Origin of the sequence: Pseudomonas vranovensis DSM 16006 (genome assembly GCF_000425805.1) — a bacterium.
GTDB lineage: Bacteria > Pseudomonadota > Gammaproteobacteria > Pseudomonadales > Pseudomonadaceae > Aquipseudomonas > Aquipseudomonas vranovensis.
In genome coordinates, this window is sequence record NZ_AUED01000018.1 from 72,222 (window position 1) to 98,600 (window position 26,379).

Annotated in this window: 23 protein-coding genes; 3 read left to right on the plus strand and 20 right to left on the minus strand. The window is 61.0% G+C overall.

The window, feature by feature from the left end:
- Positions 1-3 precede the first annotated feature (3 nt).
- The 19 genes from nuoJ to H621_RS0115285 all read right to left on the minus strand — a co-directional run bounded on the left by nuoJ (position 4) and on the right by H621_RS0115285 (position 21,472).
- Positions 4-504, minus strand: a complete 501-nt coding sequence (nuoJ, locus tag H621_RS0115195) for an NADH-quinone oxidoreductase subunit J (RefSeq protein ID WP_028944233.1) — start codon at positions 502-504, stop codon at positions 4-6.
- Positions 505-513: 9 nt separating this feature from the next.
- Positions 514-1,062, minus strand: a complete 549-nt coding sequence (gene nuoI / locus H621_RS0115200; protein WP_009400993.1) for an NADH-quinone oxidoreductase subunit NuoI — start codon at positions 1,060-1,062, stop codon at positions 514-516.
- Positions 1,063-1,073: 11 nt separating this feature from the next.
- Positions 1,074-2,081, minus strand: coding sequence for an NADH-quinone oxidoreductase subunit NuoH (gene nuoH / locus H621_RS0115205; protein ID WP_028944234.1), 1,008 nt, complete (start codon positions 2,079-2,081; stop codon positions 1,074-1,076).
- Positions 2,078-4,792: an NADH-quinone oxidoreductase subunit NuoG gene (nuoG, locus tag H621_RS0115210; protein WP_028944235.1), complete on the minus strand. Its 2,715-nt coding sequence runs from the start codon at positions 4,790-4,792 to the stop codon at positions 2,078-2,080. Before nuoG ends, nuoH begins: the two co-directional genes overlap by 4 nt.
- 133 nt (positions 4,793-4,925) lie before the next feature.
- A complete protein-coding gene (nuoF, locus tag H621_RS0115215; RefSeq protein WP_028944236.1) occupies positions 4,926-6,293 on the minus strand; it encodes an NADH-quinone oxidoreductase subunit NuoF in 1,368 nt (455 codons plus the stop codon).
- Entirely contained in the window at positions 6,290-6,787 is a 498-nt protein-coding gene (gene nuoE / locus H621_RS0115220) for an NADH-quinone oxidoreductase subunit NuoE (RefSeq protein WP_012313767.1), read from the minus strand. The genes nuoF and nuoE overlap by 4 nt, the downstream gene beginning before the upstream one ends.
- A gap of 2 nt (positions 6,788-6,789) precedes the next feature.
- Complete coding sequence (nuoC, locus tag H621_RS0115225; RefSeq protein WP_028944237.1) at positions 6,790-8,571, minus strand: NADH-quinone oxidoreductase subunit C/D; 1,782 nt, start codon at positions 8,569-8,571, stop codon at positions 6,790-6,792.
- A gap of 78 nt (positions 8,572-8,649) precedes the next feature.
- A complete protein-coding gene (locus H621_RS0115230) occupies positions 8,650-9,327 on the minus strand; it encodes an NADH-quinone oxidoreductase subunit B (protein ID WP_010220398.1) in 678 nt (225 codons plus the stop codon).
- Between the two features lie 10 nt (positions 9,328-9,337).
- Positions 9,338-9,751, minus strand: coding sequence for an NADH-quinone oxidoreductase subunit A (locus H621_RS0115235; RefSeq protein WP_028944238.1), 414 nt, complete (start codon positions 9,749-9,751; stop codon positions 9,338-9,340).
- 358 nt (positions 9,752-10,109) lie between these two features.
- Positions 10,110-10,772 (minus strand): lysoplasmalogenase, encoded by a 663-nt coding sequence (locus H621_RS0115240; RefSeq protein WP_028944239.1) that lies wholly within the window; start codon positions 10,770-10,772, stop codon positions 10,110-10,112.
- A 188-nt stretch (positions 10,773-10,960) separates the two neighbouring features.
- Positions 10,961-12,286 carry an isocitrate lyase gene (aceA, locus tag H621_RS0115245; RefSeq protein WP_028944240.1) on the minus strand — a complete coding sequence of 442 codons (1,326 nt, stop codon included), beginning with the start codon at positions 12,284-12,286 and terminating at the stop codon, positions 10,961-10,963.
- Between the two features lie 490 nt (positions 12,287-12,776).
- Positions 12,777-13,511, minus strand: coding sequence for a secretin N-terminal domain-containing protein (locus H621_RS0115250; protein WP_028944241.1), 735 nt, complete (start codon positions 13,509-13,511; stop codon positions 12,777-12,779).
- Between the two features lie 123 nt (positions 13,512-13,634).
- Positions 13,635-14,069 (minus strand): GNAT family N-acetyltransferase, encoded by a 435-nt coding sequence (locus H621_RS0115255; RefSeq protein ID WP_028944242.1) that lies wholly within the window; start codon positions 14,067-14,069, stop codon positions 13,635-13,637.
- Complete coding sequence (locus H621_RS0115260) at positions 14,062-15,228, minus strand: ribosomal protein uL16 3-hydroxylase (RefSeq protein ID WP_028944243.1); 1,167 nt, start codon at positions 15,226-15,228, stop codon at positions 14,062-14,064. Before H621_RS0115260 ends, H621_RS0115255 begins: the two co-directional genes overlap by 8 nt.
- Positions 15,229-15,310: 82 nt before the next feature.
- Positions 15,311-16,681 (minus strand): adenylosuccinate lyase, encoded by a 1,371-nt coding sequence (purB, locus tag H621_RS0115265; protein WP_028944244.1) that lies wholly within the window; start codon positions 16,679-16,681, stop codon positions 15,311-15,313.
- Positions 16,682-16,871: 190 nt separating this feature from the next.
- Positions 16,872-17,492 carry a high frequency lysogenization protein HflD gene (hflD, locus tag H621_RS0115270; RefSeq protein ID WP_028944245.1) on the minus strand — a complete coding sequence of 207 codons (621 nt, stop codon included), beginning with the start codon at positions 17,490-17,492 and terminating at the stop codon, positions 16,872-16,874.
- Positions 17,492-18,613, minus strand: a complete 1,122-nt coding sequence (gene mnmA / locus H621_RS0115275) for a tRNA 2-thiouridine(34) synthase MnmA (protein ID WP_028944246.1) — start codon at positions 18,611-18,613, stop codon at positions 17,492-17,494. The genes hflD and mnmA overlap by 1 nt, the downstream gene beginning before the upstream one ends.
- A gap of 70 nt (positions 18,614-18,683) precedes the next feature.
- Complete coding sequence (locus tag H621_RS0115280) at positions 18,684-19,124, minus strand: NUDIX hydrolase (RefSeq protein ID WP_028944247.1); 441 nt, start codon at positions 19,122-19,124, stop codon at positions 18,684-18,686.
- A gap of 122 nt (positions 19,125-19,246) precedes the next feature.
- On the minus strand, positions 19,247-21,472 hold the full coding sequence (locus H621_RS0115285) for an NADP-dependent isocitrate dehydrogenase (protein ID WP_028944248.1): 2,226 nt from the start codon (positions 21,470-21,472) through the stop codon (positions 19,247-19,249).
- A gap of 415 nt (positions 21,473-21,887) precedes the next feature.
- Between H621_RS0115285 and icd the strand changes: the two genes are divergently transcribed.
- Entirely contained in the window at positions 21,888-23,144 is a 1,257-nt protein-coding gene (gene icd / locus H621_RS0115290) for an NADP-dependent isocitrate dehydrogenase (RefSeq protein ID WP_028944249.1), read from the plus strand.
- 67 nt (positions 23,145-23,211) lie between these two features.
- On the opposite strand, the gene cspD is transcribed toward icd, so the two are convergent.
- Positions 23,212-23,475: a cold shock domain-containing protein CspD gene (cspD, locus tag H621_RS0115295; protein WP_028944250.1), complete on the minus strand. Its 264-nt coding sequence runs from the start codon at positions 23,473-23,475 to the stop codon at positions 23,212-23,214.
- Positions 23,476-23,702: 227 nt separating this feature from the next.
- Between cspD and clpS the strand changes: the two genes are divergently transcribed.
- Both clpS and clpA read left to right on the plus strand, forming a co-directional pair.
- Positions 23,703-24,065, plus strand: a complete 363-nt coding sequence (clpS, locus tag H621_RS0115300) for an ATP-dependent Clp protease adapter ClpS (RefSeq protein ID WP_028944251.1) — start codon at positions 23,703-23,705, stop codon at positions 24,063-24,065.
- Between the two features lie 30 nt (positions 24,066-24,095).
- Entirely contained in the window at positions 24,096-26,366 is a 2,271-nt protein-coding gene (gene clpA / locus H621_RS0115305; protein ID WP_028944252.1) for an ATP-dependent Clp protease ATP-binding subunit ClpA, read from the plus strand.
- The last annotated feature ends 13 nt before the right edge of the window (positions 26,367-26,379 follow it).

A 26,379-nucleotide genomic window follows, 5' to 3' on the forward strand; every position in this document is an offset into this window, starting at 1 on the left:
TGATTACTCCTTCGCCTCGTTGCGGCCGAGGTGGAAAGCCGTCACCGCTGCGGCGAGCAGCAGCATCGAGGCCAGTTCCACCACCAGCAGGTAAGGACCGTACAGGCTGATGCCAACGGCCTTGGCGTCGACCGTGGTGTGGCCGATGCTGGCACCGCTTTCGTTGCTGAACAGCACGTACAGCAGTTCAAGCAGCAGCAGCGAGGCCAGGACCACAGGGCCCAGCCAGATACCTGGCTTGAGCCAGCCACGTTCCTGGGCGACCGAGGCCGGGCCCAGGTTGAGCATCATCACCACGAAGACGAACAGCACCATGATGGCGCCAGCGTAGGCAATCACTTCCAGGACACCGGCGAACGGGGCGCCAAGGGCGAAGAAAGTCATCGCCACGGAGATCAGCGAAATGATCAGGTAGAGCAGGGCGTGCACGGGGTTGGTGTTGGTGATCACCCGAAGGGTGGACACCACAGCGACACCGGATGCGAAATAGAAAGCGAATTCCATCTTTCTTCCTTAAGGGAGCAAGCTCTTCACGTTGATCGGCTCGGCTTCGTTCTGCGCGGCGCCTTTCGGCTTGCCGGCAACAGCCATACCTGCAACACGGTAGAAGTTGTAGTCAGGGTTCTTGCCGGGGCCGGAGATCAGCAGATCTTCTTTCTCGTACACCAGGTCCTGACGTTTGAACTCGGCCATTTCGAAATCCGGCGTGAGCTGGATCGCGGTGGTCGGGCAGGCTTCCTCGCAGAGGCCGCAGAAAATGCAACGGGAGAAGTTGATGCGGAAGAACTCCGGGTACCAACGACCGTCTTCTGTCTCGGCTTTCTGCAGCGAGATGCAACCGACCGGGCAAGCCACGGCACACAGGTTGCACGCTACGCAGCGCTCTTCGCCATCCGGGTCGCGGGTCAGGACGATGCGGCCACGGTAGCGTGGCGGCAGGTAGACCGGCTCTTCGGGGTACTGCAGGGTGTCACGTTTGCGAAAACCGTGAGAGAACACCATCACCAGGCTGCGCAGCTGAGTGCCGGTGCCCTTAACGATGTCGCCAATATATTTGAACATGGGTCAAATCCTCACTGGGCCGCAACAGCTGGCGTGTTGAGCAACACGAGCGCAGCGGTCACCAGCAAATTGATCAGGGTCAGCGGCAGGCAGAACTTCCAGCTGAAGTCCATCACCTGGTCATAGCGCGGGCGCGGAATCGAGGCGCGCAGCAGGATGAACAGCATGATGAAGAACGCGGTCTTCAGGGCGAACCACAGGAACGGTACTTGCGGCAGGATGCCGAACGGACCGTGCCAGCCACCGAAGAACAGGGTTACCAGCAGCGCCGAGATCAGGATGATGCCGATGTATTCACCGACGAAGAACATGCCCCATTTCATGCCGGCATATTCAATGTGGTAACCGTCGGCCAGTTCCTGTTCTGCTTCCGGCTGGTCGAAGGGGTGACGGTGAGTCACGGCCACGCCAGCGATGAAGAAGGTGCAGAAGCCAAAGAACTGCGGAATGATGAACCACAGGTTCTGTGCCTGGTAGTCGACGATGTCACGCATGTTGAACGAGCCAACCTGCGCCACGATACCCATCAGCGCCAGGCCCATGAACACTTCGTACGACACGGTCTGGGCCGAGGCCCGCAGGCTGCCGAGCAGGGCGTACTTGTTGTTCGAGGCCCAGCCGGCGAACAGTACGGCATACACCGACAGACCGGCCATGGCGAAGAAGAACAACAGGCCGATGTTCAGGTCCGCGACACCCCAGGTCGGGGTGATCGGCACGATGGCGAAGGCGATCAGCAAGGCACTCATGGCCACGACCGGTGCCAGGGTGAAGATCATCTTGTCGACGAAGGGCGGGTTCCAGTCTTCCTTGAAGAACATCTTCAGCATGTCGGCCGCGATCTGGAACATACCGAACGGGCCCACGCGGTTCGGACCGTAGCGGTCCTGCCACCAGCCCAGCAGGCGCCGCTCGACGAAGCTGAGCAGCGCGCCGCAGACCACCACGGCCAGCAAGACCACGATGGCCTTGACGACGGTGATGATCACATCGATCACTTCGGGGGTGAACCAGGTCATTGTGCTGCCTCCTGCAGGCCTTCGACGGATGCACCGAAGATGGCTGGCGGGATGCCGGCCAGGCCTTTCGGCAGGGCAACCAGGCCTGCGCCCAGTTCTTCATTGATACGCAGCGGCAGACGCAGGGTCTGGCCCGCCACGTTCAGGCTGAGCATCGCACCATCGTTGACACCCAGGCGGTCGGCTTCGGATTTGGCCAGCGCGACGTAGGCTTGCGGGATGCGCTCTTGCACTGGAGCGGCGCGCGAGGAGTTCTCTTCGCTGCCGAACAGGTGGTAGAACGGCACGGCCTGCCAGGTACCACGGGCGGGCGAGAAAGCACCCGGAATGGCAGTGAACCAGTTGAGCTTGTCGCCCTGGGATTCGATCAGGCGGGTGCCTGGGTCGCCTGCACGCAGGTGACCGCCGACCTCGTCCTGGAACTTGTTCCAGGCCTGTGGCGAGTTCCAGCCCGGGGACCAGGCGAACGGCACTTGCGAGCGTGGTTCGGCCGAGCCCGAGTAACCTTCCATGGAGAAGGCAAAGGCGGTGTCTTTGTCTTGTGGGGTACGTGGTTCGTGCACGCTGATGTTGGCGCGCATGGCGGTACGACCGGAGTAGCGCAGCGGCTCACGGGCGAGCTTCATGCCCTTGATGCGGAACGCGGCCGATGGCGCGGCATTGACGATGCCGGTCAGTTGCGGGGCGGCCGAGGCGCAGGCGCTGGTGACGTGGTCCAGTTGAGTCCAGTCGACCGGCTTGTTGAGCAGGGTGGCACGCAGGGCATGCATCCAGCGCCAGCCTTCGTGAACCAGGATGCTGCTGTCCAGGTAAGTAGGGTCGAACACCTGGAAGAAGCGCTGGGCGCGGCCTTCCTGGCTGACCAGGGTGCCGTCGCCTTCGGCGAAGGTCGCCGCCGGCAGCACCAGGTGGGCGCGGTCGGTGGTGGCGGTCTTCTGGTGGTCGGCAACGATGACTACCTTGGCGGCGGCCAGGGCAGCGTCGACCTTGGCGGCCGGGACGCGGCTGAAGAGGTCGTTTTCCAGCACGACGATGGCGTCGGCCTTGCCGGCAATCACGGCATCCAGGGCGGCGTCGACGGACTCGCCAGCAAGCATGGCCATGCCCAGGCTGTTGGCCTCTGGGACCACCAGGCTCAGGGAGCCGTTCTTCTCGCGCAGTTTCAGCGCCTTGGCGATGTTGGCAGCCGCTTCGATCAGGGCCTTGGAGCCCAGCGAAGTACCAGCAACCACCAGCGGACGGTTGGCAGCAACCAGGGCATCGGCAATGCGCTTGGCCAGGGCCAGGGCTTCGGCGTCCAGGCCTTCGACGGCCGGAGCGCTTGGGTCGATGGCATGGGCAACGGCAAAGCCGATACGCGCCAGGTCGTCGGGAGCGGCGTGTACGCACTCTTCGGCAACGTCATCAAGCTTGGTCTCGGCCAGGCTGGCGATGAACAGCGGGTACATGGCGTGCTGGCCGATGTTCTTCACTGCCGCATCGAGCCAAGGCTGAACGCGCATGGCATCGGCCATGGCCTCGGCCTTGCCCTTGACCGATTGGCGCAGGGCCAGGGCGACGCGGGCGGCGGTCTGGGTCAGGTCTTCGCCGAGGACGAACACGGCGTCGTGGTCTTCCATCTCGCGCAGGGTAGGAACCGGCAGCGGGCTGTCGTTCAATACCTGCAGGGCCAGGCGCACACGCTCCAGCTCACCGGCTTCCATACCCGAGTAGAAATGCTCGGCTCCGACCAGCTCGCGCAGGCCGTAGTTGCTTTCGAGACTGGCGCGTGGCGAACCGATACCGACGATGTTGCGACCGCGCAGCATGTCGGCGGCTTTGTCCAGCGCCGCATCCAGGCTCAGCTTGGTGCCGTCGGCCAGCAGCGGCTGACGTGGACGGTCCGTGCGGTTGACGTAGCCATAGCCGAAACGGCCACGGTCGCACAGGAAGTACTGGTTGACCGAACCGTTGTAGCGGTTCTCGATGCGACGCAGTTCGCCGTAACGCTCACCCGGGCTGATGTTGCAGCCGCTGGAGCAACCGTGGCAGATGCTTGGGGCAAACTGCATGTCCCACTTGCGGTTATAGCGCTCGGAGTGGGTCTTGTCGGTGAACACACCGGTCGGGCAGACCTCGGTGAGGTTGCCCGAGAACTCGCTTTCCAGCGCGCCGTCTTCAACGCGACCGAAGTAGACGTTGTCGTGGGCACCGAATACGCCGAGGTCAGTACCGCCGGCGTAGTCCTTGTAGTAGCGCACGCAGCGGTAGCAGGCGATGCAGCGGTTCATCTCGTGGGCGATGAACGGGCCGAGTTCCTGGTTCTGGTGGGTACGCTTGGTGAAACGGTAGCGGCGCTCGTTGTGGCCGGTCATTACCGTCATGTCTTGCAGGTGGCAGTGGCCGCCTTCCTCGCAGACCGGGCAGTCGTGCGGGTGGTTGGTCATCAGCCATTCGACGACGCTGGCACGGAATACCTTGGCTTCTTCGTCTTCGATGGAAATCCAGCTGCCGTCGGAGGCAGGGGTCATGCAGGACATGACGATACGACCACGGGTGTCGTTCTCGTCGGTGTACTGCTTGACCGCACACTGGCGGCAGGCGCCGACGCTACCGAGCGCCGGGTGCCAGCAGAAATAGGGGATGTCGAGGCCGAGCGACAGACACGCCTGTAACAGGTTGTCTGCGCCGTTGACTTCGAGCTCTTTGCCGTCTACGTGGATAGTGGCCATGGTTCAAAGTTCTTCGTTGGCCCGCGTGTGCGGGCGTGGCTAATGGAAAACTGTGTGCCTGCAGCCCGCGACAGGTATCCCCGAGCGAGCTGAGCAAGCAACGGGCGGCACGGACCGCCCGCATTTCTATTCGTTATGCGCCGACGACGATCGGCTTCGCCAGGTCCGGGCGCAGGGCAGCGGCTGCAGGAGCAGCAGTCGCAATGCCGGCCTCGAACTCGGGGCGGAAGTACTTGATCGCGCTACCCAGCGGCTCCACTGCACCTGGTGCGTGTGCACAGAAGGTCTTGCCTGGGCCGAGGAAACCGACCAGGCCCAGCAGCGTCTCGATATCGCCCTGCTGGCCCTGGCCGTTTTCGAGGGCGCGCAGGAGCTTGACGCTCCACGGCAGGCCATCGCGGCACGGGGTGCAGAAGCCGCACGATTCGCGGGCAAAGAACTCTTCCATGTTGCGCAGCAGCGACACCATGTTGACGCTGTCGTCCACGGCCATGGCCAGGCCGGTACCCATGCGGGTGCCGACCTTGGCGATGCCACCGGCGTACATTTGCGCATCCAGGTGTTCAGGCAGGAGGAAACCGGTACCGGCGCCGCCAGGCTGCCAGCACTTGAGCTTGAAGCCATCGCGCATGCCGCCGGCGTAGTCTTCGAACAGCTCGCGGGCAGTCACGCCGAACGGCAGTTCCCACAGGCCCGGGTTCTTGACCTTGCCAGAGAAGCCCATCAGCTTGGTGCCGTGGTCTTCGGAGCCTTCGCGGGCCAGCGACTTGTACCAGTCGATGCCGTTGCCGACGATGGCCGGCACGTTGCACAGGGTCTCGACGTTGTTCACGCAGGTCGGCTTGCCCCAGACGCCAACGGCGGCAGGGAAGGGCGGCTTGGAGCGGGGGTTGGCACGGCGGCCTTCGAGGGAGTTGATCAGTGCGGTTTCTTCACCGCAGATGTAACGACCGGCACCGGTGTGGACGAACAGCTCGAAATCGAAGCCGCTGCCCAGGATGTTCTTGCCCAGCAGGCCGGCCGCCTTGGCTTCTTCGACCGCGCGGTTGAGGTTGCGCGCTGCGGTGGTGTATTCGCCACGCAGGAAGATGTAGCCGCGGTAGGCCTTGAGCGCACGGGCGCTGATCAGCATGCCTTCGATCAGCAGATGGGGCTGCTGCTCCATCAGCATGCGGTCTTTCCAGGTGTTGGGCTCCATTTCATCCGCGTTGCACAGCAGGTAGCGGATGTTCATGGATTCGTCTTTGGGCATCAGGCCCCATTTGACGCCGGTGGGGAAGCCCGCACCGCCACGACCCTTGAGGCCGGAATCTTTCACGGTCTGGACGATATCGTCCTGGGACATCTGTGCCAGTGCCTTGCGGGCAGCGGCATAGCCGTCCTTGGCCTGGTACTCGTCGAGCCAGATCGGCTCGCCGTCGTCACGCAGGCGCCAGGTCAGCGGATGGGTTTCAGCCGCACGGGCGATACGGTTGGCCGGGCCGAAGGAAGTGATGGTCATACGTAACCCTCCAGCAGTTTGGAAACGCCAGCAGGCTGGACGTCGCCAAAGGTGTCGTCGTCGATCATCAGTGCCGGTGCCTTGTCGCAGTTACCCAGGCAGCACACAGGCAGCAGGGTGAAGCGGCCGTCGGCGGTGGTCTGGCCCAGGCCGATACCCAGTTCGCTCTGGATCTGGCTGACTACGGACTCATGGCCGCCGATGTAGCAGACCATGCTGTCGCAGACGCGGATGATGTGCCGGCCAACCGGCTGACGGAAGATCTGACTATAGAAGGTGGCCACGCCTTCGACGTCGCTGGCAGGAATGCCGAGCACTTCGCCAATGGCGTAGATGGCGCCGTCAGGCACCCAGCCGCGTTCCTTCTGAACGATCTTCAGGGCTTCGATGGACGCGGCGCGCGGGTCCTCGTAGTGATGCATCTCGTGCTCGATGGCCGAGCGCTCGGTTTCGCTCAGGGCGAAACGGTCGGTTTGGATAAGCGTGCTGTTCATGCTTAGCGGTCCACGTCAGCCATAACGAAGTCGATACTGCCCAGGTACGCAATGAGGTCCGCGACCATGCTGCCGCGGATCACCGAAGGGATCTGCTGCAAGTGCGGGTAGCTCGGAGTACGGATCCGGGTGCGGTAGCTCATGGTGCCGCCGTCGCTCGTCAGGTAGTAACTGTTGATGCCCTTGGTCGCCTCGATCATCTGGAAGGATTCGTTGGCCGGCATGACCGGGCCCCACGAAACCTGCAGGAAGTGGGTGATCAGGGTTTCGATGTGCTGCAGGGTGCGCTCTTTCGGTGGCGGCGTGGTCAGCGGGTGATCCGCCTTGTACGGGCCTTCCGGCATGTTGCGCAGGCACTGGTCGATGATGCGGATACTCTGGCGCATCTCCTCGACACGGACCATGCAGCGATCGTAGGCATCGCCGTTGTGGGCCAGCGGTACTTCGAACTCGAAGTTCTCGTAGCCGGAGTAGGGGCGGGCTTTGCGCAGGTCGAAGTCCAGGCCGGTTGAGCGCAGGCCGGCACCGGTGACGCCCCATTCCAAGGCCTCTTTGGTGTTGTACTGGGCAACGCCGATGGTACGCCCCTTGAGGATGCTGTTCTGCAGGGCAGCCTTGGTGTACTCGTCCAGGCGCTTTGGCAGCCATTCGACGAAGTCCTTGACCAGCTTGTCCCAGCCACGCGGCAGGTCGTGGGCAACGCCACCGATGCGATACCAGGCCGGGTGCAGACGGAAACCGGTGATGGCTTCGATCACAGTGTAGGCGCGCTGGCGGTCGGTGAAGGTGAAGAACACCGGGGTCATGGCGCCGACGTCCTGGATATAGGTACCCAGGAACAGCAGGTGGCTGGTGATCCGGAAGAACTCGGCGAGCATGATGCGAATCACGTCGACCTTCTGCGGTACCTGGATGCCGGCCAGCTTCTCGACCGCGAGCACGTACGGCAGGTTGTTCATAACCCCGCCGAGGTAGTCGATGCGGTCGGTGTAGGGAATGAAGCTGTGCCAGGACTGGCGCTCGGCCATCTTCTCGGCACCACGGTGGTGGTAGCCGATGTCCGGGACGCAGTCGACGATCTCTTCACCGTCCAGTTGCAGCACGATACGGAAGGCACCGTGAGCCGATGGGTGGTTCGGGCCAAGGTTGAGGAACATATAGTCCTCGTTGGCGCCGCTGCGCTTCATGCCCCAGGCTTCCGGGTTGAAGCGTGCGGCTTCTTCCTCGAGCTGTTGCTTGGCCAGGGTCAGGCTGTACGGATCGAATTCGGTGGCGCGGGCAGGGTAGTCCTTGCGCAGCGGGTGACCTTCCCACGTCGGCGGCATCATGATGCGGGTCAGGTGCGGGTGGCCGGCAAAGTCGATGCCGAACATGTCCCAGACCTCACGCTCGTACCAGTTGGCGTTTGGCCAGATACCGGTCACGGTAGGAAGGTTCAGGTCACCTTCGCTCAAGGCCACCTTGATCATCACGTCGCTGTTCCGTTCCACCGAGAGCAGGTGGTAGAACACGCTGAAGTCGGCGCCTGGCAGGCCACGGCGCTGGGTGCGCAGACGTTCGTCCACACCGTGCAGGTCGTAGAGCATGCTGTACGGTTTGGCGACATTGCGCAGGAAACTCAGGACTTCCTTGAGTTTGGCGCGGGTAACCCAAAGCACCGGCATGCCGGTGCGGGTTTCCTGGGCGACGAACGCCTCGGGGCCGAATTTGTTGTTCAGTTCGACGACCACATCCTGGTCGTCAGCCTTGTAAGGCGGGATATAAATAGCGGTGTCCGCTGTCATGGTCTCGGTCGCTTTCGGTCAACGTAGAGAATGAAGCCAGGCTGCCTGTCGCACGCGCGCAGGCAACTGATAGCTGGATCAGACTTCGTCGGGGCTGCGCAGGTTGGTGACCTGGATGCGCTGTTCACGGCGTTGCTCTTTCTGTGACGGCATCTCGGCACGGTAAATGCCTTGATCACCGACAACCCAGGAAAGAGGACGACGCTCCTGGCCAATCGACTCCTGCAACAGCATCAGGCCTTGCAGGAAGGCTTCAGGGCGAGGCGGGCAGCCAGGCACATAGACATCCACGGGGAGGAACTTGTCGACCCCCTGAACGACCGAGTAAATGTCGTACATGCCGCCGGAGTTGGCGCACGAACCCATGGAAATGACCCATTTAGGCTCGAGCATCTGCTCGTACAGGCGCTGGATGATCGGCGCCATCTTGATGAAGCAGGTGCCGGCGATGACCATGAAGTCGGCCTGGCGCGGCGAGGCCCGGATGACTTCGGCGCCGAAGCGGGCGATGTCGTGGGGCGCCGTGAAGGCCGTGGTCATTTCCACGTAGCAGCAGGAGAGGCCGAAGTTGTACGGCCACAGGGAGTTTTTACGCCCCCAGTTGACCGCGCCACTGAGAACATCTTCAAGCTTGCCCATGAAGATGTTCTTGTGGACCTGGTCCTCTAGCAGCGAGTCGGAGACGGTTTCCCGTTCACCGATTGGATACTGCTCGTTAGGCGCATCCGGGTCGATTCTGGTGAGATTGTATTGCATTGCCAAAGCCTCATTGTTTCAGCTTCGCTTGCCGCTTACGACGAGCTTCCGGAGCCCAGTCAAGGGCGCCCACTCGGAATAGGTAGACAAGGCCTGCCAACAGAATTGCTATGAAAACGAGAGCTTCGACGAATCCGGTCCAGCCGCTTTCGCGGACGGACACAGACCATGCAAAGAGAAAGAGGGCTTCAATATCGAAGATCACGAACAGCATCGCGACCAGATAGAATTTGGCTGACAGGCGCAAGCGGGCGCCGCCAGTAGGCAGCATGCCGGACTCGAAGGGTTCGTTCTTGCTGCGGCCCCACGCCTTGCTGCCGAGCAGCGCGGACAGGCCGAGCATGAAGGCGCAGAGGCCAACGACACCCAAAAGGAAAATGGCAAAGCCCCAGTTGTGGGCGATGAGTCCTGTCGAATCGGGCATGCTGAAAATCCTTATACAGAGACCAGTCTCTGCGGTTTGAAAAGAAGTAGAGCAGTGACGATATGTCGCAGCGGAATCTATCGCGCTGATTTTATGGGTAAACCCGATGCAAGTAAAATTTCTGCAGCAAATTTATTCGTAGCATTAAGAACAAAAATCTTTCGTAACAGCCTGCAGGCCGCATGGCGCGGGCATTGCCCCGGCTTTTGTTAATTATGTTTCTTGCAAAGCGTAATGAATCCGAAACTTCGTAATGATAATTAATATCATTTGTGGCTATAAGATTAGTCCTACTGTCGGGGTCAACTACAAAGTTGTGCAACATTGCCATCACCTGCAAGTTTCCGGGCTTGCTGTTCTAACTGATTTTTTCGCGCACTGCTGCGCTCTGGATCAAGGCTTTTGACGATGTGCGGGCGATCGCCGAGGCGGCGATCGCCCATTGCCCCAGCCAGTAGGCAACGATGATCAGGTAGGGCGCTGCAGCGAACTGGCCGACAAAGCGGTCAATGCCGATCAAGCTGTCAGAAAATACAAAGGCGACTGCCCCCAGTGCTGCCAGCCCGCCACAGGCCAGGGCGCGCCACAGCATTGCGGTGATGGCCAGGGCGTAGACCGTCACCGGGACCAGCAGCTCGCCCAGCCCATGACTGATCAACAAGGTCAGCAGCGCCGTGCCGACGATAGCCGAGCCCACGAAGGCGAGGGGCGCCAGGCGGCGAGTTGTGCCCAGGTAGGCGCGCAGGTAAGCCAAGTGGGCGCAGAGAAACGCCGCAAGGCCAAATACGAACAGGTCACCGGGAGCGGCGAGAAGAATGTCGCCCAGCAGCGAGAAGCCCAGGCCAATCATGATCCACTGCCGGTAGCGACCAGGCTCGGCAGACCCCAACCACACCAGCAACGCAATCACTGGAATGGGTTTGACGACAAGGCCCAGCAGTGGCGACTGGGTGGCCAGTGCATATATATAGAGGGCAGCGCCGAGCAGCGCCAGGCCGAGGAGGGTAATGGGACGAGGCATGGCCGATCCTTGGAAATCGTGTGCGCCTAGGATAGCCAATGGGGATTTATAAGAAAGTGCCGAATCGGCCACATCGCCGGGCACTGTAGGGGCGGGGTTGCCCCGCGACCTGAAAAAACAAAACCCGGAGCCCCATCACAGGCCCCGGGTCTTGCGTTTCACCCGAATCGGTCAGCGCTGATCAGTGATCAGTGGAACTGCTCTTCTTCAGTCGAGCCGGTCAGTGCGGTTACCGAAGACTTGCCACCCTGGATCACGGTGGTCATGTCGTCGAAGTAGCCAGTGCCGACTTCCTGCTGGTGCGCCACGAAGGTGTAGCCTTTCGACGCGTCAGCGAACTCTTGCTCTTGCAGTTTCACGTAGGCGGTCATGTCGTTGCGGGCGTAATCGTGCGCCAGGTTGAACATGCCGTGCCACATGTTGTGGATACCGGCGAGGGTAATGAACTGGTGCTTGTAACCCATGGCCGACAGTTCGCGCTGGAACTTGGCGATGGTCGCGTCGTCCAGGTTTTTCTTCCAGTTGAAGGAAGGCGAGCAGTTGTAGGACAGGATCTGGTCCGGGTATTCCTTCTTGATCGCTTCGGCGAAGCGACGGGCTTCTTCCAGGTCCGGCTTGGCGGTTTCGCACCAGATCAGGTCGGCGTATGGCGCGTAGGCCAGGCCGCGGGCGATGGCTTGATCCAGGCCTGCACGTACTTTGTAGAAGCCTTCCTGGGTGCGCTCGCCGATGACGAACGGTTGGTCGTACGGGTCGCAGTCGCTGGTCAGCAGGTCAGCGGCGTTGGCATCGGTACGGGCCAGGATGATGGTCGGTACGCCGGCAACGTCAGCGGCCAGACGAGCGGCGCTGAGCTTTTGAACGGCTTCCTGGGTTGGTACCAGTACCTTGCCGCCCATGTGACCGCATTTTTTGACCGAAGCCAGTTGGTCTTCGAAGTGAACGCCGGCAGCGCCTGCTTCGATCATGTTCTTCATCAGTTCGTAGGCATTCAGCACGCCGCCGAAACCGGCTTCAGCGTCAGCCACGATAGGGGCGAAGTAGTCGATGTAGCCATCATCACCTGGGTTCTTGCCGGCTTTCCACTGGATCTGGTCGGCACGACGGAACGAGTTGTTGATGCGCTTGACCACGGTTGGAACCGAATCCACCGGGTACAGCGACTGGTCGGGGTACATGGACTCGGCCGAGTTGTTGTCGGCGGCCACTTGCCAGCCGGACAGGTAGATAGCCTGGATGCCGGCCTTGACCTGTTGTACTGCCTGGCCGCCGGTCAGGGCGCCCATGCAGTTGACGAAATCTTTGTCTGGGCGGAAGGACGGGTGTGCGCCCTGGGTGACCAGCTTCCACAGCTTCTCGGCACCCATGCGGGCCAGAGTGTGCTCTGGCTGGACCGAGCCACGCAGACGTACGACATCAGCGGCGGTATAGGTACGGGTCACGCCTTTCCAGCGCGGGTTTTCGGCCCAGTCTTTTTCGAGGGCTGCAATTTGCTGTTCGCGTGTCAGTGCCATGGAAATAAACCTCGTCGCATCGGTCTTGGGTAAAAAATTCTCGCTCACACAGCGCAGATCAGAAGCCTGGCGCAAGACATGTTCAGCGAAATATGCGACGGTCGAACGATGGGGCTCGAAGGGGGAAGTGAGCAGGCGTTGGCGAGGTTTTCGCTGCAGGGTGGCTCGTGGTTGCCGAACTGCAGTGAACAGTGCTGCCGGGTGCCTCTTGATGCGCTTCCGTCCCTCGGGACAACTTCGTTCCAGTCGCAATCTCGTCAAACTGCCTTGTGGGCTGTACAGACACGGGCCGACTCAGGTGGGTAGGTTAGAGTGCGGCTCGAAGGCCCTTTCCAGGGCCTCTGATTAGCGGGAGCGGGGCCATCATGCCTCTACCGATTGTGGTCGTCAAATGTTTTGTAGTGCTTTTTTATCACCACTACATCTTTCGTCTAATGCGACTCATCAGTCAGTTTCGAGGTCTTTGGTCGAGGCCTTGATTTACCTGGGGTCAGTCCATTTCATCGACTTTTACCCGTAAAGTCATGTTTTCACCGCGCTGGGTGCTGTAACTGAGGGCTGAAGCGCTGCGTTCGGACTGGCTTTGCTGGTTGACCCCCGCCAGAGTGATCCACTCACCCAGCTTGCCGGAGACTTTTGTGTCGGTGCTTTGAACGCTCACTACATCGGGACGTTCCTGGCTCATCCGGTCATTGTTGGTGCTGATGTTCAGGTGGACGGTATCGCCAGTGACGCTGGCGGTGACATAGAAGCCCTGGGTGACGTTGCGGTACTGGGTATCGCTTTGAATGCGTCCGTAGCCATCGGTGCTGGTACTGGTGACGGGAATGCTCTGGCCCACCTGAATCAGGGCAGGGCTGCCTTCGCTGGCCTGTACCTGCTGCATGCCGCCTTCGCGGTTGGCGGTGCCGTAGTGAATGATGCGGGCGCTGCCGCGGTTGTCCTGGAAGTTGCTGTCGTTGTTGTCGACGCTGATCAGCAGGCGTCGCGGGGCAGTGTCCAGTTGAGCGAGCAGGCTGCGCAGGCTGTCGATCTGTTCGGGGTTGGCGTTGACGATCAGTTTGTTTTCAAAGGCGCTGACCGTGCCGTTCTTGCCGAGGAAGGATTGCGCGGCGGGGAGCAGTTCGGCGCTGGTGCGATGGTTCAGCGGCAGGACTTCGGTGGCGGCCAGCGCAGTGAGGCTGAACGACAGAAGCAGAGAGGCGAGAAGGGGGCGTAGCGGCATGTCCATTTTCTCCGCAGGTGGAGTGGACATGATGGCAAATTTGCAGTGGTTTTGCTGGTTTGATCGTGGGGCAGGCCCGCTCCCACTCGTATTGTGGGAGCGGGCCTGCTCGCGATTACTTACTTAAACCAGCTCGCGCGACTCACGAACCATGTCCACATGCGGAATGCCGGCTTCGAGAAACTCTTCGCTGACCACCTTGAACCCGAGGCGCTCGTAGAACGGCGTGGCATGTACCTGGGCGCTGAGCATCTGCTGCTTGAGGTCGCGATTCTGAGCTTCGACGATCACCGCTTGCATCAGTGCGTCGCCAACCTTCAGGCCGCGCCAGTCCTTGAGTACCGACACCCGGCCGATCTGGCCGTCGGCCAGCAGGCGCGCGGTACCGATGGGGTAGTCGCCTTCAAGGGCCAGGAAGTGAACGGCGGTATTGTCGTCGGCATCCCATTCCAGCTCGGGCGGTACGCACTGTTCGGCAATGAACACGGCTTCACGAATACGGCGGATATCAGCGTTGTCTTTGTGCCAATCGGCGAGGCGAACCCGAATCTTATTCATTGGCAAATCCCAGGCTTCCTTGTTTGACCAGTTCACAGATCAAGGTCATGCCTTGATCGTTTTCAAGCCACTGTTCAAGGTTCTCGATGTGCAGCGCATCGGCGGCGCAGATCAGCTTGAGCAGTTCGCGCAGGTCGCCCGGCAGCAGGCGGCTCTGGCCGCTTGCGAACAGTAGCAGATTGTCATCAACTTCCGACCAGGCCAGGCGTGCGCTCGGGTTGCGGATCAGGAGTGCGCCGTCGGCCAGGCTTTCGATCAGCTCTGCTTCATCCAGTGCTTCGCCGCTGACCAGTTCAGGGTAGCGCGGCTCGGTCATGAACTGGCCGAACCAGGTCAGCAGCAGGCGCTCGTCACTCATGTGCTCGGCCAGCAGCTTCTTCAGGCGATCCAGTGCATCGTGCTGGATCTGGTGCGGGTCGCTGACCGGCTGGGCGTCAGCGTCGGTGTAACGCTCTTCGTCCGGCAGGAACTGGCTGAGGAAGTCGGTGAAGTGGGTCAGCACTTCGGCTGCGCCCGGGGCGCGGAAACCTACCGAGTAGGTCAGGCAGTCGTCTTCGGCAACGCCGAAGTGGGCCAGGCGTGGCGGCAGGTAAAGCATGTCGCCGGGTTCGAGGGTCCACTCGTCGCTCTGCTCGAATTCAGCCAGGATGCGCAGGTCGGCGTGCTCCAGCAGCGGGCTGTCGCTGTCGCACATCTGGCCGATCTTCCAGTTGCGTTTGCCCTGGCCTTGCAGCAGGAATACGTCGTAGTTGTCGAAGTGCGGACCCACGCTGCCGCCTGGGGCTGCGAAGCTGATCATCACGTCGTCGATACGCCAGCTGGGCAGGAAGCGGAAGTGCTCCAGCAGTTCCTGGACCTCAGGGACGAACTGGTCGACAGCCTGGACCAGCAGGGTCCAATCGCGCTCAGGCAGGGTGCTGAAGGTGTCTTCCTCGAACGGGCCGCGGCGCAGCTCCCAAGGCCGCTCGCCGTGCTCGATGACCAGGCGCGACTCGACTTCTTCTTCCAGGGCCAGGCCGGCCAGTTCGTCGGGGTCGATCGGGCTTTCGAAATCTGGAAAGGCCTGGCGCACCAGCAGAGGTTTCTTCTGCCAGTAGTCGCGCATGAATTCACGGGCTGTGAGGCCGCCCAGCAGCTGCAGTGGAGTATCAGGATTCATGTGTAACCTATTGAAAAAAAGTAATTGTCTTTCGGTAATAAAAACGCCCGGCTGAGCCGGGCGTTTACGCGCAGGGCGTAGATCAGATGCGTTTGGCTTGAGCCGCAGCGTTACCGATGTAGGAGGCTGGGGTCAGCTTCTTGAGCTCTTCACGGGCTTCGACAGGCATGTCCAGGCCATCGATGAAGGTCAACAGCGCTTCAGGGCTGATGCCTTTGCCACGGGTCAGCTCCTTGAGCTTCTCGTAGGGGTTCTCGATGTCATAGCGGCGCATGACGGTCTGGATCGGTTCGGCCAGGACTTCCCAGCAGGCGTCCAGGTCTTCAGCGATGCGCTGGGTGTTGATTTCCAGCTTGCTGATGCCTTTGAGGCTGGCCTCGTAGGCGATCACGCTGTGGGCGAAACCGACACCCAGGTTGCGCAGCACGGTGGAGTCGGTCAGGTCACGCTGCCAGCGCGAGATCGGCAGCTTGCTGGCAAGGTGCTGGAACAGCGCGTTGGCGATACCCAGGTTGCCTTCGGAGTTCTCGAAGTCGATCGGGTTGACCTTGTGCGGCATGGTCGAAGAACCGATTTCGCCGGCGATGGTGCGCTGCTTGAAGTAGCCCAGGGAGATGTAGCCCCAGATATCGCGGTCGAAGTCGATCAGGATGGTGTTGAAGCGGGCGATCGCGTCGAACAGCTCGGCAATGTAGTCGTGCGGTTCGATCTGGGTGGTGTAGGGATTGAACACCAGGCCCAGTTCGTCTTCGATGAAGGCGCGGGCGTTGGCTTCCCAGTCGATCTGCGGGTAGGCCGACAGGTGGGCATTGTAGTTACCCACGGCGCCGTTGATCTTGCCCAACAGCGGTACAGCGGCCACTTGTGCGATCTGGCGCTCGAGACGATAGACGACGTTGGCCAGTTCTTTGCCCAGGGTGGTGGGCGAAGCCGGTTGGCCGTGGGTGCGCGACAGCATCGGCACGTCGGCGAAGCGATGGGCCAGCTCACGGATCGACTGGGCGATCTGGCGCATCAGCGGCAGCAGTACGTCGTCCCGGCCTGCGCGAAGCATCAGGGCGTGGGACAGGTTGTTGATATCTTCGCTGGTGCAGGCGAAGTGGATGAATTCACTTACCTTGGCCAGTTCCGGCAGCTTGGCAGCCTGCTCCTTGAGCAGGTACTCGATGGCCTTGACGTCGTGGTTGGTGGTGCGCTCGATTTCCTTGACGCGCTCGGCATGCTCGAGGGCGAACTCATCGGCCAGGCCGTTGAGCAGGGCATTGGCTTCGGCAGAAAACGCTGGAACTTCAGCGATTTGCGGGTGAGCGGCCAGGCGCTGCAACCAGCGCACCTCGACCAGGGCGCGGAAACGGATCAGGCCGTATTCGCTGAAAATAGGGCGCAGGGCCTGGGTTTTGCCGGCGTAGCGGCCGTCAACAGGGGAAACCGCAGTGAGCGAGGAAAGCTGCATGGGGTGTTCTCGGACAGTCAGGCTTTGAAAAGGGCGCATATCATACATGAAAAACGCGCCCGGGTCGGGTGGCTGACAAATGGTCTGCCGGTAAATCTGTGGCGTCAGTCATGGCCTCATCGCTGGCAAGCAAGCTCCCGCAGGTGCTGGGCATGCCTGCTCTGCGGGGGTGGCTTGCCAACGAGCGAGGTCAGCCGCGCAGCATCGGATACAGCTCTTTGAGCAGTTTGCGCCGGCTGATCACCAACTGCCAGCGGTGCCCGCCCAGCTGGCGCCACAGGCGTGCGGCGCGAATGCCGGCCAGGAGCAGGGCGCGAATCTTCGAGGCGTTGCTCGGTTGTTGCAGGTGGCGCATGTCACCATGCACTTGAATGCGTTGGCGCAGGGTGCTCAGGGTGTCCTGGTAGAGGGCGCCGCTGGAGGCAATGACGTTCTCGTGCACCAGGCCGAAATGCTCGGCCTGGGACTGGATCTGTGGCAGGCGGTTGCCGATCACGTCGAGCATGTCGGCGCGTTTGGCCAGCTGGCGTTCAAGGCCCAACATCGACAATGCGTAGCGCAGTGGCTCGCGCTGCAGGCTGCCCGGGTCGCGCTCGAGGGCGCTGGCCAGGGCGCGGTAGCCGTCGCGCAGGTTCAGGTCGTCGCCGCCGAACACTTCCAGGGTGTTCTGTGGATCGCGTACCAGCAGGCTGCCGAGCATGCAGCCCAGGTTGGCCTCGCTGGCCTGGCCGGTGCGGGCGATGCGGTCGACCAGTACAGCGGCCTGGAACACGCCGCCCAGGGCGATCAGTTGCTCTTGGATCGAGCTCATCAGTGGGCGCTCCACGGCTCTGCCGTTTCGATCACGCCGCCGCCCAGGCAGATCTCGCCGTGGTAGAAGACCACCGACTGGCCAGGAGTAACCGCGCGCTGGGGTTCGTCGAAGACGGCGCGGTAGCCGCTTTCTGTGAGTTCCAGGGTGCAGTCCTGATCACTCTGGCGGTAGCGGACCTTGGCGTTCAGGCGGCGCGGGTTGGACAGGTCGATCGGGTTGACCCAGAAAATTTCCGAGGCGAGCAGGGCGCGAGAAAACAGCCACGGGTGTTCGTTGCCCTGGCCGACCACCAGCACATTGCGGCTGAGGTCTTTCTCAAGCACGTACCACGGCTCGTCGCCGGCGTCTTTCAGGCCGCCGATGCCCAGGCCCTGGCGCTGGCCGATGGTGTGGTACATCAGGCCGTGATGGCGGCCGATCACCTCGCCGTCGGTGGTCTGGATCTCGCCCGGTTGTGCCGGCAGGTACTGCTTGAGGAAGTCGCTGAAGCGACGCTCACCGATAAAGCAGATGCCGGTGGAGTCTTTTTTCTTGGCCGTGGCCAGACCGTGTTTTTCGGCAATGGCACGAACTTCGGGCTTTTCCAGCTCGCCCACCGGGAACAGGGTGCGGGCAATCTGCTCGCCGCCCACAGCGTGCAGGAAGTAGCTCTGGTCTTTGTTCGGGTCCAGCCCCTTGAGCAGCTCGGTACGCCCGTCAGTGTCGCGGCGGCGCACGTAGTGGCCAGTGGCGATCAGGTCGGCGCCCAGCATCAGGGCGTAGTCGAGGAAGGCCTTGAACTTAATTTCACGGTTGCACAGGATGTCCGGATTCGGCGTGCGCCCAGCCTTGTATTCGGCCAGGAAGTGCTCGAACACGTTGTCCCAGTACTCGGCGGCAAAATTGGCGGTGTGCAGCTTGATGCCGATGCGGTCGCACACGGCCTGGGCGTCGGCCAGGTCTTCGCGGGCGGTGCAGTATTCGGTGCCGTCGTCCTCTTCCCAGTTCTTCATGAACAGGCCTTCCACCTGATAGCCCTGCTCCATGAGCAGGAGGGCGGAGACGGAAGAGTCCACGCCGCCGGACATGCCGACGATAACGCGTGTCTTTTCAGGTTCGTAAAGTGCTGGACTGGTCATAGGTACCGGCTGTGTATCTGGAAAAAGACGACGATTCTATCAAACTGCGGCCTACAAGGCATCGTCACCGTCAGTCGCGAATCAGTGTCAGGCTGTGCAGGGGGCCAGCCAGGTAGTCACCGATGCAGCGGGGTACCAGCTCGCTGCGCCAGCGTTCGGGGGCGGCCAGCAGTTCCTCGCGCGTCAGCCATACGGCGCGGACGATGTCGCTGTCCAGGGCGCGCTGGGGGTGGTGCTTGAGTGGCCGGGCGGCGAAGCACACGCGTTGGTACGTCACGCCGTTGCTGGGGGCCGTGTAGAGGTAGATGCCGACGATGCCGGTCAGCTCGACATCCCAGGCGGTCTCTTCCAGCGTTTCGCGGATGGCAGCCTCAAGCAGACTTTCGTTGGCCTCCAGATGGCCGGCCGGTTGGTTGAAGACATGCTTGCCGGCCTTGAACTCCTCGACCATGAGGAAGCGGCCCTGGTCTTCGACGATGGTGGCGACGGTGATGTGGGGTTGCCAGGTCATGGGATGGTCCTGTGTCATTTTTTTACCGGGATCAGCAGGAGCGGAGTTGCCCCGCGATCAAACCCGAAAAAGCAGAAGCCCCGGTGCGTGGCCGGGGCTTCCGATGTTACGTCAAGCTAGCCTTACAGTGCGGCAATCGCGCTGTTCAGGGTCTGGCTTGGGCGCATCACCTTGCTGGTCAGCTCGGCATCCGGGTAGTAGTAACCACCGATTTCTGCCGGCTTGCCCTGAACGGCGTTGAGCTCGGCGACGATGGTCGCCTCGTTCTCGGCCAGGGCTTTTGCCAGTGGGGCGAAGCGCGCTTGCAGGGCTGCGTCGTCGCTCTGTGCAGCCAGTGCCTGGGCCCAGTACAGGGTCAGGTAGAAATGGCTGCCGCGGTTGTCGATGCCGCCAACCTTGCGCGCAGGGGACTTGTTGGTGTCCAGGAACTGGCCGGTGGCCTGGTCCAGGGTCGCCGCCAGTACCTTGGCTTTCGGGTTGTCGTAGGCGCTGCCCAGGTGCTCCAGGGAAGCGGCGAGGGCCAGGAACTCGCCCAGCGAATCCCAGCGCAGGAAGTTTTCTTCGACCAGTTGCTGTACGTGCTTGGGTGCGGAGCCGCCGGCGCCGGTCTCGAACAGGCCGCCGTTGTTCATCAGCGGCACGATCGACAGCATCTTGGCGCTGGTGCCCAGCTCCATGATCGGGAACAGGTCGGTCAGATAGTCGCGCAGTACGTTACCGGTGACGGAGATGGTGTCCTGGCCGGCGCGGATACGCTGCAGGGATACCTTCATGGCCTCGACAGGCGACAGGACGCGGATGTCCAGGCCGGTGGTGTCGTGGTCCTTGAGGTACTGCTGGACCTTCTCGATCAGCACGCCGTCATGGGCGCGCTGCGGGTCGAGCCAGAACAGCGCCGGGGTGTTGCTGGCGCGTGCGCGGTTGACGGCCAGCTTGACCCAGTCCTGGATCGGCGCGTCTTTGGTCTGGCACATACGGAAGATGTCGCCCGCTTCGACGTCCTGGGCCAGCAGCAGGTTGCCCTTGCCGTCAACCACGCGAATGACGCCGTCGGTCTTGGCCTGGAAGGTCTTGTCGTGGGAGCCGTACTCTTCGGCTTTCTGTGCCATCAGGCCAACGTTCGGTACGCTGCCCATGGTGGTCGGGTCGAAGGCGCCGTGTTGCTTGCAGTCTTCGATGACAGCCTGGTAGATAGTGGCGTAGCAACGATCCGGGATCACGGCCTTGGTATCTTGCAGTTGGCCTTCGGTGTTCCACATCTTGCCCGAGTCACGGATCATCGCCGGCATCGAGGCGTCGACGATGACGTCGCTCGGCACGTGCAGGTTGGTAATGCCTTTGTCGGAGTTGACCATGGCCAGCGCTGGACGCACGTCGTAGACGGCCTTGATGTCGGCTTCGATCTGCGCTTGCTGTTCAGCTGGCAGGGCCTTGATGCGGGCGTACAGGTCACCGATACCGTTGTTCAGGTTGAAGCCGATCTCGGCCAGTACATCGGCGTGCTTGTTCAGCGCATCCTGATAGTACTCGGCAACGATCTGGCCGAACATGATCGGGTCGGAGACCTTCATCATGGTGGCTTTGAGGTGTACCGACAGCAGTACGCCCTTGGCCTTGGCGTCTTCGATTTCGGCGGCGATGAATTTACGCAGCGCCTTGGTGCTCATCACGGCGCAGTCGATGATTTCACCGGCCTTGACGGCGGTTTTTTCTTTCAGAACGGTGGTGTTGCCGTTCTTGTCCAGCAATTCGATGCGCAGGCTGTCATCGGCTTCGATCAGCGCGGCTTTCTCGCTGCCGTAGAAGTCGCCCTGGCTCATGTGGGCCACGTGGGACTTGGAGTCGGCAGCCCAGGCACCCATCTTGTGCGGGTGCTTGCGAGCGTAGTTCTTGACCGACAGCGGCGCGCGGCGGTCGGAGTTGCCTTCACGCAGAACCGGGTTCACGGCGCTGCCCTTGATGCGGTCGTAGCGAGCCTTGGCTTCTTTCTCGGCATCGGTGCTGGCGGCTTCAGGGTAGTCAGGAATGTTGAAGCCCTTGGCTTGCAGTTCCTTGATCGCGGCCTTGAGCTGCGGTACCGAGGCGCTGATGTTCGGCAGCTTGATGATGTTGGCTTCTGGCGTGGTTGCCAGTTGGCCCAGTTCTGCCAGGTGGTCGGCCACTTGCTTGTCGGCGCCGAGCTGTTCAGGGAAGGCAGAAAGGATGCGGCCGGCCAGAGAGATGTCCCGGGTTTCTACGGCGATGTCGGCGCAAGCGGTGAAGGCTTCGACGATGGGGAGCAGTGAATAGGTGGCGAGGGCGGGGGCTTCGTCGGTGAAGGTGTAGATGATCTTGGATCGGGTGGGCATATTCGGGTTAACTCTCTGTTTTGCTGAGCGTGCGCAGAATCTCGAGGTGCGCAGGGTAGGCGCTTCACTCAGACACATCTATGAGCAGAAGGTCGAGGGTTCTGTGCGGTGATGGTGGATTGCATCAGTCGAGTGTCAAACGGCTGAACTGCGGTAACAGCCCAGTCTTGTCGGGGCCTGCGAGTCTCGTTCCAGACGGTTCGCCCCCAGTGACCCTTTGGTCACCGGCGGAGTATACCAAACCCTTGGTCTTAATCATCAAGATCAACGCGCCCGAGCGGCTTTTTTAGACCAAAGATGTAGGCCGGGACGCCCCATTTCGGGGCATTCGCCCGCATGGTTCCCGTTGCCGTGCAACTGGGTTACGCTCTGGGGATCCAGATGACGTACCACACCAAAAAAAACGGAGTGCAGCATGGGATACCAGAAAATCAAGGTTCCGGCAGTCGGCGACAAAATCACCGTCAACGCAGACCATTCTCTAAATGTTCCTGATAATCCGATCATCCCGTTCATCGAAGGCGATGGCATTGGCGTAGACGTCAGTCCCGTCATGATCAAAGTGGTTGATGCTGCTGTAGAAAAAGCCTATGGGGGCAAGCGCAAGATTTCCTGGATGGAAGTCTATGCGGGTGAAAAAGCCACGCAGGTATACGACCAGGACACCTGGCTGCCCCAGGAGACCCTGGATGCCGTCAAAGATTACGTCGTCTCCATCAAGGGGCCGCTGACCACCCCGGTTGGTGGCGGTATCCGCTCCCTGAACGTTGCCCTGCGCCAGCAGCTGGACCTGTATGTGTGCCTGCGGCCGGTGGTGTGGTTCGACGGTGTGCCGAGCCCGGTGAAAAAACCTGGCGATGTCGACATGGTGATCTTCCGTGAGAACTCCGAAGACATCTATGCCGGTATCGAGTGGAAGGCTGGCTCGCCTGAGGCGCAGAAGGTCATCAAGTTCCTCAAAGAGGAAATGGGCGTTACCAAGATCCGTTTCGACCAGGACTGCGGTATCGGCATCAAGCCGGTGTCCAAGGAAGGTACCCAGCGTCTGGTGCGCAAGGCCCTGCAGTACGTAGTGGACAACGACCGCAAGTCGCTGACCATCGTCCACAAGGGTAACATCATGAAGTTCACAGAAGGGGCCTTCAAGGATTGGGGCTACGAAGTGGCCAAGAACGAATTCGGTGCCGAGCTGCTCGATGGCGGCCCGTGGATGAAGTTCAAGAACCCGAAAACCGGTCGCGAGGTCATCGTCAAGGATGCCATCGCCGACGCCATGCTCCAGCAGATCCTGCTGCGTCCGGCCGAGTACGATGTGATCGCGACTCTCAACCTAAATGGCGACTACCTCTCCGACGCCCTGGCGGCCGAAGTAGGGGGTATCGGTATTGCTCCAGGTGCCAACCTGTCGGATACGGTGGCCATGTTCGAGGCTACCCACGGCACGGCGCCGAAATACGCCGGCAAAGACCAGGTGAACCCGGGGTCGGTGATTCTCTCGGCCGAGATGATGCTGCGTCACCTGGGCTGGACCGAAGCCGCTGACCTGATCATCAAAGGTACCAATGGTGCAATCAAGGCCAAGACCGTGACCTATGACTTCGAGCGCCTGATGGATGGCGCCACGCTGGTCAGCAGTTCCGGTTTTGGTGAGGCGCTGATCAAGCACATGTAACAAAAAGCAGGCAAACAAAAGCCGACCCGCTCGCAGGAACGGGTCGGCTTTTTATTGCGTTCAGCAATCAGGCGCCAATGGCGCTATCTGCTGTGGACGTGGTGGCTGGCGCGGTATCGACTTTTCTGTTGGCATCCTGGATTTCGATGGCGTGCAATCCCTTGGGTCCCTGGATAATCTCGAATGTGACGGCCTGGCCGGCTTTCAACGTTTTATATCCATCCATCTTGATGGCGGAATAATGAGCGAAAAGGTCGTCGCTTTTCCCTTCTTCGTTGATGAATCCGTAGCCCTTGGCATTGTTGAACCACTTGACTTTACCGCTTGCCATCCTCATATCCCTCTGCAAAGGACTCCATCACTGGAGTATCATCCACTCCATCCGCATATGAACCTGCGAAAATTCTGGTTGACTGCGCGGATCTTTATCGACCACGGTGGGTTCTTATTGGTTGTAACACCGTTTTGCCGATAGTCAAGGTCGGGCGACAGTCGTTCAAACGTCGGCTTTGCGGTCAACCCACAACCTTAACCTGTCGAAATGATGAATTTCTTTCCATGCATGTACATAGCCAGATTCGACTAACATTCAATCAGGATCGCCCGCAATCGCATGAGGACGATGGTTCCGGCCTGGCGGTTCAGGAAGCCAAGCCAGCGCTGCAGGCGCCACCCATGTACAAGGTGGTTTTGTTCAACGATGACTACACACCGATGGATTTCGTCGTCGAAGTGCTCGAGGTGTTTTTTAACCTGAATCGCGAGCTGGCGACCAAGGTCATGCTGGCCGTCCATACAGAAGGACGGGCAGTGTGCGGATTGTTTACCCGCGACATCGCCGAGACCAAGGCCATGCAGGTCAACCAATACGCCAGGGAAAGCCAGCATCCGCTACTCTGTGAAATCGAGAAGGACGGTTAATCGCCGACCACTTGGGTATGAGGTGAAGCTATGTTAAACCGCGAGCTCGAAGTCACCCTCAATCTGGCCTTCAAGGAGGCACGTTCGAAGCGTCATGAGTTCATGACCGTCGAACACCTGCTGCTGGCATTGCTGGATAATGAGGCCGCAGCCACCGTTTTGCGTGCCTGCGGCGCGAACCTCGACAAACTCAAACACGACCTGCAGGAGTTCATCGACTCCACCACGCCGTTGATCCCCGTGCATGACGAGGATCGCGAGACCCAGCCAACCCTGGGCTTCCAGCGTGTATTGCAGCGCGCAGTCTTCCACGTCCAGAGCTCGGGCAAGCGTGAAGTCACTGGCGCAAATGTGCTGGTGGCGATTTTCAGCGAACAGGAAAGTCAGGCGGTGTTCCTGCTCAAGCAGCAGAGCGTCGCCCGTATCGATGTGGTCAACTACATCGCCCATGGCATCTCCAAGGTGCCGGGGCAGGGTGAGCACTCCGAAGGCGAGCAGGATATGCAGGATGAAGACGGTGGCGAAACCTCGTCGTCGGGCAATCCTCTGGATGCCTATGCCAGCAACCTCAACGAACAGGCCCGTCAAGGCCGTATCGACCCGCTGGTCGGTCGCGAGCTGGAAGTCGAGCGCGTAGCGCAGATTTTGGCGCGCCGGCGCAAGAACAACCCGCTGCTGGTCGGTGAGGCCGGTGTGGGCAAGACTGCCATCGCCGAAGGCCTGGCCAAGCGCATTGTCGATGGCCAGGTGCCAGACCTGCTGGCGCAGAGCGTTGTCTACTCCCTTGACCTGGGTGCGCTGCTGGCCGGCACCAAGTACCGCGGCGACTTCGAGAAGCGCTTCAAGGCGTTGCTCGGCGAGCTGCGCAAGCGGCCTCAGGCAATCCTGTTCATCGACGAGATCCACACCATCATTGGCGCCGGTGCGGCATCCGGTGGTGTGATGGATGCCTCGAACCTGCTCAAGCCGCTGCTGTCCTCGGGTGATATCCGTTGCATCGGTTCGACCACCTTCCAGGAGTTCCGTGGCATCTTCGAGAAGGACCGTGCCCTGGCGCGGCGGTTCCAGAAAGTCGATGTCAGTGAGCCATCGGTGGAAGACACCGTCGGCATCCTGCGCGGCCTCAAGGGGCGCTTCGAGACTCACCACAACATCGAGTACAGCGATGAGGCCCTGCGCGCAGCCGCAGAGCTTGCAGCACGCTACATCAATGACCGGCACATGCCGGACAAAGCCATCGATGTGATTGACGAGGCAGGGGCGTATCAGCGCCTGCAGCCGGTCGAGATGCGCGTCAAGCGTATCGATGTGCCGCAAGTTGAAGATATCGTCGCGAAAATCGCGCGGATCCCGCCAAAGCACGTCACCAGTTCCGACAAGGAGCTGCTGCGTAACCTGGAGCGAGACCTGAAGCTGACCGTCTTTGGTCAGGATGCGGCGATCGATTCGCTGGCGACTGCCATCAAGTTGTCTCGTGCTGGCCTCAAGTCGCCAGACAAGCCAGTCGGGTCGTTCCTGTTCGCAGGTCCTACGGGTGTCGGCAAGACCGAGGCGGCGCGTCAGTTGGCCAAGGCGCTTGGGGTTGAGCTGGTGCGTTTCGACATGTCCGAGTACATGGAGCGTCATACTGTTTCGCGCCTGATTGGTGCCCCTCCGGGCTACGTCGGGTTCGACCAGGGTGGCTTGCTCACCGAAGCCATTACCAAGCAGCCGCACTGCGTATTGCTGCTCGATGAAATCGAGAAGGCGCACCCCGAAGTCTTCAACCTGCTGCTGCAGGTGATGGACCACGGTACCCTGACCGACAACAACGGACGCAAGGCGGACTTCCGCAACGTGATCGTGATCATGACCACTAACGCCGGTGCTGAAACCGCAGCGCGAGCCTCCATTGGCTTCACGCAGCAGGATCACTCCTCGGATGCGATGGAGGTGATCAAGAAGAGCTTCACGCCAGAGTTCCGCAACCGCCTGGACACCATCATCCAGTTTGGCCGTCTCAGTCACGAGACGATCAAGAGTGTGGTGGACAAGTTCCTCATCGAGCTGCAGGCGCAACTGGAAGACAAGCGCGTTCTGCTGGAGGTCAGCGATGCGGCGCGCAGCTGGCTGGCTGCTGGTGGTTACGACGCGCAGATGGGCGCACGGCCGATGGCGCGGCTGATCCAGGACAAGATCAAGCGGCCGTTGGCCGAGGAGATCCTGTTCGGCGAGCTGGCTGAGCACGGCGGAGTGGTACACGTCGACATTCGCGATGGCGAGTTGGTGTTCGACTTCGAGACCACGGCCGAGATGGCGTAGTAGTTGCTGGTCG

Coding starts and splice junctions, on each gene's coding strand:
- nuoJ (WP_028944233.1), bottom strand. CDS start 504: ATGGAATTCGCTTTCTATTTCGCATCCGGTGTCGCTGTGGTGTCCACC.
- nuoI (WP_009400993.1), bottom strand. CDS start 1,062: ATGTTCAAATATATTGGCGACATCGTTAAGGGCACCGGCACTCAGCTG.
- nuoH (WP_028944234.1), bottom strand. CDS start 2,081: ATGACCTGGTTCACCCCCGAAGTGATCGATGTGATCATCACCGTCGTC.
- nuoG (WP_028944235.1), bottom strand. CDS start 4,792: ATGGCCACTATCCACGTAGACGGCAAAGAGCTCGAAGTCAACGGCGCA.
- nuoF (WP_028944236.1), bottom strand. CDS start 6,293: ATGACCATCACTTCCTTCGGCCCGGCCAACCGTATCGCCCGTGCGGCT.
- nuoE (WP_012313767.1), bottom strand. CDS start 6,787: ATGAACAGCACGCTTATCCAAACCGACCGTTTCGCCCTGAGCGAAACC.
- nuoC (WP_028944237.1), bottom strand. CDS start 8,571: ATGACAGCGGACACCGCTATTTATATCCCGCCTTACAAGGCTGACGAC.
- H621_RS0115230 (WP_010220398.1), bottom strand. CDS start 9,327: ATGCAATACAATCTCACCAGAATCGACCCGGATGCGCCTAACGAGCAG.
- H621_RS0115235 (WP_028944238.1), bottom strand. CDS start 9,751: ATGCCCGATTCGACAGGACTCATCGCCCACAACTGGGGCTTTGCCATT.
- H621_RS0115240 (WP_028944239.1), bottom strand. CDS start 10,772: ATGCCTCGTCCCATTACCCTCCTCGGCCTGGCGCTGCTCGGCGCTGCC.
- aceA (WP_028944240.1), bottom strand. CDS start 12,286: ATGGCACTGACACGCGAACAGCAAATTGCAGCCCTCGAAAAAGACTGG.
- H621_RS0115250 (WP_028944241.1), bottom strand. CDS start 13,511: ATGCCGCTACGCCCCCTTCTCGCCTCTCTGCTTCTGTCGTTCAGCCTC.
- H621_RS0115255 (WP_028944242.1), bottom strand. CDS start 14,069: ATGAATAAGATTCGGGTTCGCCTCGCCGATTGGCACAAAGACAACGCT.
- H621_RS0115260 (WP_028944243.1), bottom strand. CDS start 15,228: ATGAATCCTGATACTCCACTGCAGCTGCTGGGCGGCCTCACAGCCCGT.
- purB (WP_028944244.1), bottom strand. CDS start 16,681: ATGCAGCTTTCCTCGCTCACTGCGGTTTCCCCTGTTGACGGCCGCTAC.
- hflD (WP_028944245.1), bottom strand. CDS start 17,492: ATGAGCTCGATCCAAGAGCAACTGATCGCCCTGGGCGGCGTGTTCCAG.
- mnmA (WP_028944246.1), bottom strand. CDS start 18,613: ATGACCAGTCCAGCACTTTACGAACCTGAAAAGACACGCGTTATCGTC.
- H621_RS0115280 (WP_028944247.1), bottom strand. CDS start 19,124: ATGACCTGGCAACCCCACATCACCGTCGCCACCATCGTCGAAGACCAG.
- H621_RS0115285 (WP_028944248.1), bottom strand. CDS start 21,472: ATGCCCACCCGATCCAAGATCATCTACACCTTCACCGACGAAGCCCCC.
- icd (WP_028944249.1), top strand. CDS start 21,888: ATGGGATACCAGAAAATCAAGGTTCCGGCAGTCGGCGACAAAATCACC.
- cspD (WP_028944250.1), bottom strand. CDS start 23,475: ATGGCAAGCGGTAAAGTCAAGTGGTTCAACAATGCCAAGGGCTACGGA.
- clpS (WP_028944251.1), top strand. CDS start 23,703: ATGCATGTACATAGCCAGATTCGACTAACATTCAATCAGGATCGCCCG.
- clpA (WP_028944252.1), top strand. CDS start 24,096: ATGTTAAACCGCGAGCTCGAAGTCACCCTCAATCTGGCCTTCAAGGAG.